Genomic DNA, 12,451 nt, shown 5'->3' with positions numbered 1-12,451 from the left:
ATGCCAATTACCCCATGCAGACCGAAGTGGAAGGGAACTATGACAGACAGAGAACGCTTTAACAGGCAGATGCACTATAAATCAGTTGATAGATGTTTTAATATGGAATTTGGATACTGGAATGAAAATTTTGAGAGATGGAAGGAATTCAAGGAAAAGGGTATTACAAATAATGCTGAAGCAGATATATTCTTTAATTTTGACGAAATAAAAGAGATAGGTGGCAAAGTTTGGATGATTCCACCATTTGAGCGCGGCAAGATTATATCGGAGACAGAAGATAAAAAGATTATTTTGAATGCTGATGGTCTCACAGCAGAAGTTCCGAAGGATGGTCATGATACAATCCCGCATTTTATAAAGTCATCAATTGTTACTCCAGATGACTGGAAGGAATGTAAAAAGAGATTTTCTCGCAGTCATCCTGAAAGAAAGTTTGATATTGGAAAATATAAGGGGATGCATCCTGAAGACAGAACCTATCCTCTGGGGGTAGATTGTGGCTCCATGATCGGAAGAATAAGAGATATGTTGACATTTGAGGGGCTAGCATATGCAACTTATGACTATCCTGATATGGTTGAAGATATGGTTGAGACAGTATGCACTTTAGTAGAAGATTTTCTGGACCAGGTTTTGCCTCATTTTGACTTTGATTTTGCATCAGGCTGGGAAGATATATGTTTTAAAAATGGACCGATTGTCTCAGTTGACTTTTTTAATAAAGTTGTTGTTCCTAGATACAAAAGGATCAATAAGAAGCTTAAAAAATACAATATAGACATCTGGTATATTGATTGTGATGGCGATGTAAGGCCAATACTTCATGGTTTCATGGAAGGTGGAGTTAACTGTCTTTTACCATATGAAGTTAATTCATGTACGCATCCGGCAGATCTACTGAGGGAATATGGCAAGGATCTTCGCGTTATGGGTGGTGTTAACAAGATGAAGCTTATACAAGGGCATGATGCCATTAAGGAATACATGGAATCGTTAGTTCCTATTGTAGAAAGAGGAGGATATATTCCATTCTGCGACCATAGATGTCCTCCTGATGTAAAATATGAAAACTATATTTATTACCTTGATCTCAAAGAAGAAATGTTTGGTTTAAAAGGATAAGATTTATGCTTGTTGATTATCATATACATACCAGAATGTGTGGTCATGCAGAGGGAGAGATGGAAGAATATGTCAGGGGAGCTATTAGAAAAGGTCTGGGAGAGATAGGGTTTAATGAGCATTTCCCGATTTTGCATCTTGAGGATAAAGAACTTGCAAGAAGGCTTGCTATGTCCATTGATGAGTTTCCAATATATGTAGAACATGTACAAAGATTGCAGAAAGAATTTAAAAAACATATTTCAATAAAACTCGGGTGTGAGATTGATTATTTGCCCGGAAACATGAAGATCGTAATGCATACTATCAATAAGTATGATTTTGACTATTTGTATGGGTCTGTGCACTTTTTGGATGATTGGATGATTGATCATCCTGATCATAAATCAAGGTTTGAAAATCAGGATTTGTATAAAGTGTACAAAGATTATTTTAGTCTGGTTGAAGAAGCTGCAGAATCAAGGCTATTTGACTGTATTTCTCATATAGATGTTATAAAGAAGTTTGGATATAAGCCTGATAAAGATTTAACATGTATCTATGAACAAACAGCAAGCATCTTAAAACATGCAGATGTATGTATTGAGGTTAATACTTCCGGGCTATACAAGCCTGTAGGAGAAATATATCCACAGGAGAAGTTCCTTAAGATTTGTTATAAGCATAATGTGCCTGTTACACTGGGCTCTGACGCGCATAAACCTGAGCATGTGGGAAGGGATTTTGATAAGGCAGTTTCTTTAATAAAAAGAGCAGGATACAGGGAAATAGTCAGATTTAGTAGACGACAAAGGTCGTATGTGAATGTATAGAACAATAGAAGATAAGGTTTTAAATGGCATACAGCCTACTGATGCTGAAATTTACGATCTGGTTAAGATAGACGACAATCTGATAGACCTCATATCGGTAGCGGATAAAATACGCAGGAAATTTAAAGGAAAGAAAGTAAAGTTCTGCTCCATTGTAAATGCAAAATCCGGCATGTGTGCAGAGAACTGCGCTTTTTGCGGACAGTCGGACTATCACAAGGCAAAAATTCTTAAATATCCCCTGTTAGATACAGAAGCAATAGTTAAATCAGCAATGGATGCTGCACATAACGGTGCAGCAGAGTTTTCTATAGTGACCAGTGGTAAAAAGATAAACTCCAGAAAAGAGATTGAAAAGATAAAAAGCGCAATAAGAAAAATCAAGAGTGAAACTCCTCTGGAGTGCTGTGCGTCTCTGGGAATTTTAGACAAGGATTTTTTTGCGGAATTAAAAGGCGCTGGTCTGGATAGATATCATCATAATCTTGAGACATGTCCAAGTTTTTTCTCTCAGATTTGCACAACTCGCTCTTACGATGAGAATATAGATACAATCAGAGCAGCTAAAGAAGCAGGGTTAATTACATGCTGTGGGGGCATATTTGGAATGGGGGAGTCTCAGCAGCAGAGAATAGAGTTAGCTCTGACCTTGAAAGAATTAGATCCTGACTCTATCCCGATAAATTTTCTGAATCCTGTTAAGAATACTAGACTTGAGAACATGTCTCTGCTAAAGCCTTTGGAAGCGCTAAAAATAATAGCTATATTTCGGATTGTTTTCCCAAAAAAGGATATTATTATCTGCGGGGGTAGGGAAGTTGTATTGCGGAGTCTTCAGCCAATGATGTTCCTTGCAGGAGCAAATGGTATGATTCTAGGAGATTACCTAACTACAAAGGGAAGAAGCGTGAAGCATGACTTAGATATGATAAAAGATTTGGGACTCAGCAGAGACTCAAAATCTTGAGTCTCTACATGGTTAATGAAAATGAATAAATTGGATTTTCTTGATGAAGCGCTTAATATTTTTAAAAGAAAAGATTTATATCGTACGTTAAAAACATGTTCTCAGTTTAAATCTTCAAAACTGGTTCTTGATGGGAAAGAACTAATTAATTTTTCATCCAATAATTATCTTGGTTTAGCAGGTGATCCTGTTCTAAAGGAGGCTGCATGCAATGCTATAGAAAAGTATGGTTGCAGCAGTACTGCATCGCGTCTTATGTGTGGAAATTTAGATATCAATGAAAAATTGGAAAAAAGAATAGCAGACTTCAAGCGGACAGAAGCAGCTCTTACGTTTAATTCCGGGTACATGGCTAATATAGGTGTGATATCTGCCTTGATGGGAAGGCAGGATGTTATATTTGCAGATAAGTATAATCATGCAAGTCTTGTAGACGGCTGTATATTAAGCAGGGCGAAGCTTATGCGATATCCCCATAAGGATGTAAAAAGCCTGGAACAAATTCTTAAAGATGTGGGTAAATATGGCAGACGTCTGATTGTTACTGACTCTGTCTTCAGCATGGATGGAGATATAGCACCTTTACCGGAGATTATAGAACTGGCAAATAAATACGATTGTATGGTGATGATTGATGATGCACATGCAACAGGTGTACTGGGGGAAAAAGGTCGTGGGAGTGCGGAATATTTTGATATTCCTGAAGGAGCGATAGATATTCATATGGGGACACTTGGAAAAGCTCTGGGAAGTTTTGGGGCATATGTAGCGGGATCCAGAAGTCTTATGGAATTTTTAATTAACAGAGCACGAAGCTTCATCTTTACAACGGCTTTACCGCCATCTGTTATAGGTTCTGTTATTGCTGCTATATTAATTCTTGAGATGGATAATACGCGAATAAAAACACTAAACAATAATGCCAGTTATTTCAGAAATCAACTGAGAAAAGAGGGTTTTAATATTTTAAACACCGAGACTCAGATAATACCCCTGATAGTAGGTGAAAATAGAAAAGCTATACAATTCAGCAGGTTCTTGATGCAGAATGGAATTTTTGCCGTACCTATTAGACCTCCGACTGTTCCTTTAAACACTGCAAGGATAAGGTTTTCAATCACAGCAGCTCATAGCAAAGAGGAACTTGGTCATACAATAGAAATAATTAAAAAAGCTGGCAAGAAGTTCGGTATCGCTCAGTGACTATTCATTACTATCAAGGATTTTAGAAGGACGCTTTACAAGATAGTCCTTGCTAAGTATTTTTTTATCTTTTTCACTAATCTTGATGAATTTTAAATTCAGCTTATATCCCGACCATATTGGTTCCGATTTTACTACTTGTGCAACAGCTTTAATCTCTTTTTTAAGATAAATAAGATGTATTATTAATTTAAGGGACGTTAAAGCAGGAATATTCTCTTTTGTAAATACAAGCGCTCCACCGCTACTAATATTCTTAGCCCTGCCTTTCTCGCCATCATATGATATAAAATATACTCTTTTTTTACATAAAACAGGAAGATCTACATTAAATCTTTGATACTTTCTTCTATCCGTAATCATTTTATTTCTCCAAATTTCTCCCGAGACCGTAGCATATATCTTTTTATGTGTCAATCCTTGGGTCAAGTATATCTCTCAAACCTTCGCCTAACAGGTTATAACTAAGTACTGTTATAAGGATAGCAAGTCCGGGAAATGCCGTAATCCACCATGCAAATTCTATTGTTGATTTACCTGTAGAAAGTAGATTTCCCCAGCTTGATGTTGGTGGCTGGACACCTAGACCCAAAAAGCTTAGAGCAGATTCTGTAAGTATTGCTCCGGCTATGCCAAAAGTAGCAGCAACATATACAGGAGCCATTGCATTTGGTAAGATATGGCGAAAGATAATTCTCATATTGCTTACGCCCATTATTTTCGCTGCTTGTGTAAATTCACGTTCTTTTAGAGAGAGAAACTCTCCTCTAACAAGCCTGGCAATACCCATCCAGCTGGTTAAGCCAATAATTATCATTATATTGGTTATACATGGTTTTGTTATTGCTACAACTGATAGAATGAGGAAAAAGCTTGGAAAGCAGAGCATCATATCAACGAATCTCATTAAGACTGAATCAACCATTCTACCGTAATATCCGGCAATGGATCCAATAAGAATGCCTATTATGATTGAAATACCTGTTGCTACGAATCCTACTTTAATGGATACACGTGTACCCCATATTATCCTTGACAGCACATCGCGGCCCAGGCCATCAGTTCCAAGAATATGATTGTTTTGAAAAGGGCTTAAAAAGATATGATCTACATTTATTTTATTTGGATTGTATGGTGATAGAACAGGCGCAAAAATGCCAACAAAGAACATCGCAAAGATAATAACTATTCCAAAAAGAGCCAGCCTATTCTTTTTAAATTTGGCCAATAACATATTAATAAGACTCAATGTTGTTTTTAGATACGGAGTTTTTAAAATCAGAAATCCGAATATCGAAACTCGAAACAAATTCTAAATTCAAATTTTTAAAATTCAAAACACTGTTTTGAACATTTGTATTTTGGTCATTTGATATTGTTTCGTATTTAGTGCTTCGTGCTTCGAATTTAGTTTTTCTCATACTTTATCCTTGGGTCAGCAATGCCATAACATATATCTGCAAACAGATTACCAATTAATGTAAGAACTGCTCCCATAGTAAGGATTCCCATTATAACAGGATAGTCTCTGGACATTGCAGATTGAAAAAATAATCTGCCCATACCTGGAATTGCAAATATGCTCTCTATAATAACGCTTCCTCCAATTAGACCCGGCACAGAAAGTCCTAGAATAGTGATAAGAGGTATTACAGCGTTCTTTAAGGCGTGTTTGTAAACGACCCGAAACTCGCTCAAGCCTTTTGCCCGCGCTGTTCTTATATAGTCCTGATTCAGCACCTCAAGCATATTTGATCTCATATATCTGGACATACCTGCAATTCCTCCAAATGCGCCTATAAAAACAGGCATTACAAGATGCCTGCCAAAGTCAGTCAGCCTTTGGAAATAACTCATCTGGTCATAATTTAATGAGTGAAGCCCTGAAATAGGAAGCCAGCCAAGTTTTATACTGAAAAAAATAATAAGTAGTAATGCAAGCCAAAATGACGGCATTGAAAAACCAACGAATACGAATACTGTTGAGAATCTGTCAAACCATGAATGTTGTTTTGTGGCTGATGCAATTCCTACAGGTATTGCAATAAGGAGTATAAATATAATTGATAATACGTTGATTATTAGAGTTATAGGAAGTGTTTCTAATATTTTTAAACGTACGGACCTGCCGTCTGTAAAGGATGTCCCGAAATCAAGGCGGATTATTTTTTTAAGCCATGCAATATACTGAACATGCAGGGGTTTATCCAGTCCGTATAGTTTTTCCAGTCTCTCTCTTGTTTGTTGGGATATTTTAGGGTTGAGTTGTGTTTGAAGGTCTGTTGGTTTGCCCGGCGCAAGGTGTATTACTGAGAAGGTAATTATGCTTATGCCTAAGAGAAGCGGGATAATGCCGAATAGGCGTAGAAGTATATAATTACCCATTTCTTCTGAAGAAATCTACTGTTCTCTCAAACCCTTTGTATAAGCTGACACATGGTTTCCATGAAAGCGTTTTTTGCGCTTTATCAAAGGACAAGATACTTTGTTTAAGGTCTCCTTCTCTGGCAGGACCGTACTCGCAATCTTTAGGGAAATCTATTATGCGCTTTAACTCACCAAATACTTCATTGACATCTGTTCCTTCGGCAGTTCCTATATTGAAAGCTCCGCATATATTCCGATTGATAGCCGACACATTAGCTGCCACAATATCATCAACATATACATAATCTCTAACGCAATCGCCTTTGCCGAATATTGTCGGTTTTTTGCCTGTAAGCATGGCTTTTATAAAGATAGCTATAACTCCGGCTTCTCCATGCGGATCCTGACGCGGACCGTAAACATTTCCATATCTCAGCACTGTATAAGGAAGATTATATTCATGTTTATAGAATGAGAGATAATACTCAGTGGCAAGCTTGGAGACTCCATAAGGGGAGAGTGGACAGAATGGCTCGTTTTCTGTTGTGGGAACATTTTCTGCCTCTCCGTAAACAGTCCCGCCTGAGGATGCGAAAACTATTTTCTTCGTGTTATATTTTACGCAGTTTTGCAGGATGTTAATTCCTCCCAGTATATTAACGTCCGCATCAAAAACAGGTTTTTTCATTGATACTGCGACACTCATCTGCGCAGCATGATGGTCAACGCAATCAGGTCTTTCCTTTTTGAATACATGTTCCAATGTAGGGGCACGGCGCGCCGGGCCCCTACTACGGATATCAAGGTTGTAGAATACCGCTTTTGGATTAATATTTTCCTCTTTTCCAGTTGAGAGATTATCCACTATTACGACCTGATGACCTTCATCAATCAATCTGTCCGCAATATGCGAACCTATAAATCCCGCTCCGCCCGTTACTAATATTTTCATAAAAAAAACTTCCTCCTCTTTTTTTAATTTTCGTAATTATAGCATAAAAGCTAATTATTTGATTAGCTTGATGAATTCTTCTACGGTCAGTCCAGCTTGCCTGATTATTGCTCTCAAGGTTCCCTTGGCAATTTCTTTATGACTGGGAATTGTCAATCTTCTGTATGGAAAAACATTTCTTCTAAGGATCATATGGCTGCCTGTTTGATGGTCCAGCTCATAACCAATCTTCGAAAAAGCCTTTGTAACGTCCTTACCTGATACCACAGGTAACCTGCTCATACAGCAACCTCAACTATCTCTTCTGTAATTCCAAGCGGAACAGGTTCTCCATGTTTTTTTAAACTCTCAAGATATCCTTTAATAGCATCCTTTATGTTTTCTTCGGCTTTTTCTCTTGAGCTGCCTTGAGAAATGCATCCAGGCAGACTTGGACATTCAGCTACAAAAACTCCATCTTCATCCTGCTCTATATGGACTATATATTTCATAGAATTCACTCCTTTTCTTAATTTCATTTTAATTATAACATAAAACTTAATTTTTAATTACTAATTTTATAATCTCTAAGTGTCTGCTCAGTATATGTCTCGTCTCCGCAGCAAACACTCTCCTGTCTCCCTTACGACGTACTGGAGCTGGCAGGCTCAACATACACCTCGCATCCATACATTTATTGTTTTGAGCATTTGTATTTTGGTAATTTGATATTGTTTCGGATTTCGTGCTTAGTGCTTCGGATTTGTCCTTACCTATTCGCTTTCTTCTCTCCAGTACTTCACAGGATCGCCTGGAGGAGCGATGGCTGAAGGATGAGCAGGATCTTCAATTGTGAAGGTAACTGAGGCAGGGGTTGGATCTACCACGCCTCCTGTCAAGTTTCTAGCCTGTACTCTAAATGTGTAATTTCCATAGCTTGTTACTGAATAAGGATATTCTGCTGTACCGGACCAGCCAGTCCATGAAGAGCCATCTGTGCAATACCTATACTCATATCCTGTGTTATTTCCACCTTCTCCTTTAAACTTAAATGTCGTACTGTAATTGCCGTCATCGTCAGTTATTATGCCAAATGCTCCTGAATAGATTATAGTATCTGGCGCAGGAGTAAGACACTGAAATATATATGATGCGCTGTCTGCGCCATCGCATTCATTAAGCGCTTCATCCTTTGCCATGACAAAACACCTGTACCAATTTTGAGCAGCGGTAGTGCTTAAATCTGTAAATGTTGCTGAGCCTTCATCTGATGTCGGGGACCACGGCTGATAAGAGGTCCATGATCTGTAACTGGCGCTAACATCATCAGGTGTAGCTTTTGCGCTTCCCTGCTGCAGCATTGTCTTGAACGCAGAGAGCAGCGGGCTGTCATCGGCAGAATTATCATCAAACTCGAAACTTGCGGATGTTGAGTAATTCGCTTCTCTCGGACCCGCTGTGATTCTTGGGTCTGGCGCTAATAAGTCAACATTAATGTAATATCCTTTGCCTGTAGTAGAACAACCGGAAGTTTGAGTTGCGTAATAGGTGGCTGCTCTGTGCGAATATCCCCAATTCCCTGCTTTATCCTTTTGAGCAAACTGGATAAGAACATTCTCTCCTTTTGTACTGCTTGCAGGCGCAATTGTGCCTATTGAACAGCGGTAAAGACCCAAACTCAAATCATCTGCACTGTCGTCACTGGGTTTAGTTTCGGCAAGAGCATCATTAGCTTGTATAACCATATATCTATCCGTCCACACATTCGTGTCAGCAAACGCCCATTCTGCTATATCAGCGCTTATGCCAGTTAATAATTCTGACGCGTTCCATGTAGTTCCACCATCCAATGAATATCTGTATCTTATACTTGTATCATCTTCATCCAGATCTGAACAGTCACTTGTTCTGCCTGATGCTTGGTTCTGGTCCGAAACCTTTACCCTTATGCCTGAATCATCCGCTGAACTTTCAATATTAAACCAGACATATTCGGTATTATCTCTGTAGGACGTACATGTGGTACTTTCAGGGTAACTTAGGATTCCCTTTACACCCACATTTGTCCACAATGTATTGGTCGCGCTATTTGCACAGACAGTACTGGTATATCCTGATACAGATACTGTGCCGTCCACTCCTCCTGTAGTATTTGCAGCCCCTGGCGGTGTGATGTCCCTCATCATATATATTATTGCTGTATCGCGCCTGTCATTATCATCATTGGGCTTGAAGTTTGTTGGAGCTGGTTCTGTTCCTCCAGTACTTGATACAGCTCTTGACTGTAGAATATATCCTCCTTCTGTGGCAAAATCTGTTGCGAGATCTGAAGTTGAATAGGTCAGTGTCCATGTTATAGTATCTCCTTCTGCCGTTCCTTCGTAACCCTCACCGCTTGCATACTGTCTCCAGTCACTCCACGTGTAGTCATCTATATCCTCAGGCCACTCGTCTGGATAGTTAACCGCGGTTGTCTTTCTTATACCGAGTCTGAGATCTACTCTTGAAGCTGTTGTCGGAGTAGCCACATTGACTGTTATAGCGCCATTAGGAACACCTATATTATCGCCTTGGTTATCATAATTCTCCAGGTTGTAGCACCAAACTGTGTCTGCGCCATCTATATCCGTATAATTAAACTCAGCTGGTGTTATACTAGTATCCCTTGGAGTAAGCGTTGAATATGTATGCCTGTCCTGAATAATCCTGCTCCATATACTGTCATCACTTGTTGTCTCCTCATAACTCAGTCTAACCCAGTAGAGATACGGAGTAGTGTCATTATTTATATTATCCGTCAGTGTTGCTTCATAGTGGCAGTAGCGGTCTATTGGAAAAACCTTGAAGTCGTCAAAAACAGTATTGTTCTCTGCATATAATCCTGCCTTAGCTTTATACGTTGAAGTATTGGAAAAACTGATCTTCTCTGCATCATCAACATATACTCTGTCATTGGTGCCGTCGGAAGTTACCTTTAGCGTATACCATGTGTTTGTATTAATTGTCATGCTTGAACTGCCTTTTGAGGTAGCTAGACCGGTAGCGTCCATTGAATACGCCTTTACTCCACTTCCCTGCTCTAAATACGCTACATAACCATAATTAGATCCAGTACCTTTTCTATAGATAATACCCGACTTTCCTCCTGCTGTCTTTATCTTTACCTTTGCCTCTACCTGCTCATCATACCAGTTTGTATTATCTGCAATAATAATAGCAGTATCACCTGCGCTTGCGCTTAGACCGCTTATCTGAAGAAACCCTGTATCGTCAGCAATATTGTCTATATGCCAGGTCCCGTCTTCATATGCTGTCCAGTCGCTTCCAACTACTCCGTCATTAAAATCATCCGCAAAAAGCACAATATCATCTATGTCCGCATTCTTGTAATACGGAGACCAAGGCGACCATGGATGACCGCCCCGCGCGTCTATTGCAATCTGGTCAGCTGTGCGAACATAATTATAAAGTCCGACCTCATCTATTAAGCCGGCAAAATAGGTCGAGCCTGCTTTTCCTATGTTGAATGCGCTCGCATTTATACCAGTATCGTAATTTATTGCTACATGTGACCAACTAGTGGTAAGCGTTGTGCTTTCACTTCCATTAACATAAAAAGTCGGAGACGTTAAATTTGGAGCCTTAAGTGTTCCAGACAAGACATACACAGTATCCGAAGTATTAAATTCCAATAAAGACTGGCTTGTATTATCAGCTTTAACCCAGAACTCCGCATTCTTTACACTGCTATTAACATTAACACAGCTTACATAATCGTCCGACCCATCAAACTCTACGCACTTTCCAAACATTCCCCATTGATACCAAGCAGGTTCTCCTGCGCCACTAAAGTCTCCATTATTTCCATATACTGATGAATCATAAGCAACTATTGACGTAGAACTGTTCTCCAGATTATCAAAATGCCACAGACCTATCGGGCTGTCAGCGCCGGTTCCGTCAAGAATACTTGAGGTTGTCTGCGTCCTGAAGCGCATCTGCGTGCCCTGCGCGTCCTGCAAGATCTCCTCAGCTGTTTTTGCCCGGCTGTAGATAGCAACTTCGTCAATTGCGCCAGTTATTTTTGCACCACCATCTCCCATTCCTATGTAATAAGTATTAGTTCCATTTATATCAACTGAATTGCTCATAGACGTGCTTCCATTTTGGCTGCCATTTATATACATATAACAAGTCCCATCTCTGTCAATAGTCACAGCAACATGTGTCCAGGTATTTAATGGAATAGCGTCATCACTCGTAAGGTTTAAAGCCCAAACGCCAGACCCATCTCCAACAAAAATATGTATTTTTCTTGTAGTCAGAATGGAGAATAGATATGCTTTGCTGCCAGTACTTATAGAATTTGGTCCTACGATTCCAGTATAGTTACTCACTGGAGTACTAGCTAAGTATATCCAAGCCTCTGTAGTCCAATCTTGTGTACCCATTCGGATACTTGCATCATTCCCAATATTTACATAATCATTACTTCCATCAAAGCTCAACGCGCTCTGAAAAACCGCTGAATCCTCTGACGCGTTTCCCCATACGCATCCGTAGACAATGCCTGTGTTGGTATTTGTTGATTCATCATACACTGTAGAATCATCCGCGCTTGTTCCGCCTGTTAAATCCTCTCCCTCGTCAAAATGCCATAGAGCTACAAGACCATCCGTCTCGTCCTTTCTTAACCGCGAATCTCCTCTTTCGTATGGGGCAGTTGATGTGCTCGGATTATTCCATTCTATTGTTTTCCACACAACAGGCGAGTCAGCGTCAAACGTGGAAGAAAGCAGCACACCTGTGTCAATATCGGCACTCTCACCTGCGTTGATGATTGATATGGATTTATCGCTATTTATCACACAGGTGTCATCTATATTAACAGCTGTATCGTAGCGCGTGGTGTCATACCAGAAAAACTGCGAATCCCCGCCCGACCAGTCGGTCTGGGTCCAGGCATGGGCGTTATTACTAAACGTCAGACAAGAAATAAGCGTTAAACTACAAATGAGAAAGTTTAAACAAATTCTACTAGGAAAA

General features: G+C 39.5%; 11 protein-coding genes. 4 read left to right on the top strand and 7 right to left on the bottom strand.

The annotated features are described in order from the left end of the window. The 4 genes from Q7J67_03870 to bioF are packed head-to-tail and all read left to right on the top strand — an operon-like array spanning position 1 to position 4,107. On the top strand, positions 1–1,125 hold the full coding sequence (locus Q7J67_03870; protein ID MDO9464415.1) for a uroporphyrinogen decarboxylase family protein: 1,125 nt from the start codon (positions 1–3) through the stop codon (positions 1,123–1,125). A gap of 5 nt (positions 1,126–1,130) precedes the next feature. Next, positions 1,131–1,937, top strand: a complete 807-nt coding sequence (locus Q7J67_03865) for a histidinol-phosphatase HisJ family protein (GenBank protein MDO9464414.1) — start codon at positions 1,131–1,133, stop codon at positions 1,935–1,937. Next, on the top strand, positions 1,930–2,904 hold the full coding sequence (gene bioB, locus Q7J67_03860) for a biotin synthase BioB (GenBank protein MDO9464413.1): 975 nt from the start codon (positions 1,930–1,932) through the stop codon (positions 2,902–2,904). The genes Q7J67_03865 and bioB overlap by 8 nt, the downstream gene beginning before the upstream one ends. Before the next feature lie 21 nt (positions 2,905–2,925). Continuing rightward, positions 2,926–4,107: an 8-amino-7-oxononanoate synthase gene (gene bioF, locus Q7J67_03855; protein MDO9464412.1), complete on the top strand. Its 1,182-nt coding sequence runs from the start codon at positions 2,926–2,928 to the stop codon at positions 4,105–4,107. On the opposite strand, the gene Q7J67_03850 is transcribed toward bioF, so the two are convergent. The 7 genes from Q7J67_03850 to Q7J67_03820 all read right to left on the bottom strand — a co-directional run bounded on the left by Q7J67_03850 (position 4,108) and on the right by Q7J67_03820 (position 12,273). After that, complete coding sequence (locus Q7J67_03850) at positions 4,108–4,470, bottom strand: PilZ domain-containing protein (GenBank protein ID MDO9464411.1); 363 nt, start codon at positions 4,468–4,470, stop codon at positions 4,108–4,110. Between the two features lie 43 nt (positions 4,471–4,513). Further along, complete coding sequence (locus tag Q7J67_03845) at positions 4,514–5,341, bottom strand: ABC transporter permease (protein ID MDO9464410.1); 828 nt, start codon at positions 5,339–5,341, stop codon at positions 4,514–4,516. 173 nt (positions 5,342–5,514) lie between these two features. Next, a complete protein-coding gene (locus Q7J67_03840) occupies positions 5,515–6,492 on the bottom strand; it encodes an ABC transporter permease (protein ID MDO9464409.1) in 978 nt (325 codons plus the stop codon). Next, the gene (locus tag Q7J67_03835; GenBank protein ID MDO9464408.1) at positions 6,485–7,426 is read right to left on the bottom strand and encodes an NAD-dependent epimerase/dehydratase family protein; all 942 of its coding nucleotides are present in this window, start codon (positions 7,424–7,426) and stop codon (positions 6,485–6,487) included. Before Q7J67_03835 ends, Q7J67_03840 begins: the two co-directional genes overlap by 8 nt. A gap of 54 nt (positions 7,427–7,480) precedes the next feature. Further along, a complete protein-coding gene (locus tag Q7J67_03830) occupies positions 7,481–7,708 on the bottom strand; it encodes a type II toxin-antitoxin system HicA family toxin (protein ID MDO9464407.1) in 228 nt (75 codons plus the stop codon). Continuing rightward, complete coding sequence (locus tag Q7J67_03825; GenBank protein ID MDO9464406.1) at positions 7,705–7,917, bottom strand: type II toxin-antitoxin system HicB family antitoxin; 213 nt, start codon at positions 7,915–7,917, stop codon at positions 7,705–7,707. Before Q7J67_03825 ends, Q7J67_03830 begins: the two co-directional genes overlap by 4 nt. 261 nt (positions 7,918–8,178) lie before the next feature. Next, on the bottom strand, positions 8,179–12,273 hold the full coding sequence (locus tag Q7J67_03820; GenBank protein ID MDO9464405.1) for a LamG domain-containing protein: 4,095 nt from the start codon (positions 12,271–12,273) through the stop codon (positions 8,179–8,181). Between the last annotated feature and the right edge of the window lie 178 nt (positions 12,274–12,451).

The organism is bacterium, from assembly GCA_030652805.1.
In the GTDB taxonomy this organism is placed as follows: Bacteria; JAHJDO01; JAHJDO01; order JAHJDO01; family JAHJDO01; genus JAHJDO01.
This window is presented reverse-complemented; position numbering and strand designations above follow the sequence as displayed.

What these genes read in the sequence shown, in the direction of transcription:
- Q7J67_03870 (MDO9464415.1), top strand. Translation starts at nt 1, where the DNA reads ATGCCAATTACCCCATGCAGACCGAAGTGGAAGGGAACTATGACAGAC.
- Q7J67_03865 (MDO9464414.1), top strand. Translation starts at nt 1,131, where the DNA reads ATGCTTGTTGATTATCATATACATACCAGAATGTGTGGTCATGCAGAG.
- bioB (MDO9464413.1), top strand. Translation starts at nt 1,930, where the DNA reads ATGTATAGAACAATAGAAGATAAGGTTTTAAATGGCATACAGCCTACT.
- bioF (MDO9464412.1), top strand. Translation starts at nt 2,926, where the DNA reads ATGAATAAATTGGATTTTCTTGATGAAGCGCTTAATATTTTTAAAAGA.
- Q7J67_03850 (MDO9464411.1), bottom strand. Translation starts at nt 4,470, where the DNA reads ATGATTACGGATAGAAGAAAGTATCAAAGATTTAATGTAGATCTTCCT.
- Q7J67_03845 (MDO9464410.1), bottom strand. Translation starts at nt 5,341, where the DNA reads ATGTTATTGGCCAAATTTAAAAAGAATAGGCTGGCTCTTTTTGGAATA.
- Q7J67_03840 (MDO9464409.1), bottom strand. Translation starts at nt 6,492, where the DNA reads ATGGGTAATTATATACTTCTACGCCTATTCGGCATTATCCCGCTTCTC.
- Q7J67_03835 (MDO9464408.1), bottom strand. Translation starts at nt 7,426, where the DNA reads ATGAAAATATTAGTAACGGGCGGAGCGGGATTTATAGGTTCGCATATT.
- Q7J67_03830 (MDO9464407.1), bottom strand. Translation starts at nt 7,708, where the DNA reads ATGAGCAGGTTACCTGTGGTATCAGGTAAGGACGTTACAAAGGCTTTT.
- Q7J67_03825 (MDO9464406.1), bottom strand. Translation starts at nt 7,917, where the DNA reads ATGAAATATATAGTCCATATAGAGCAGGATGAAGATGGAGTTTTTGTA.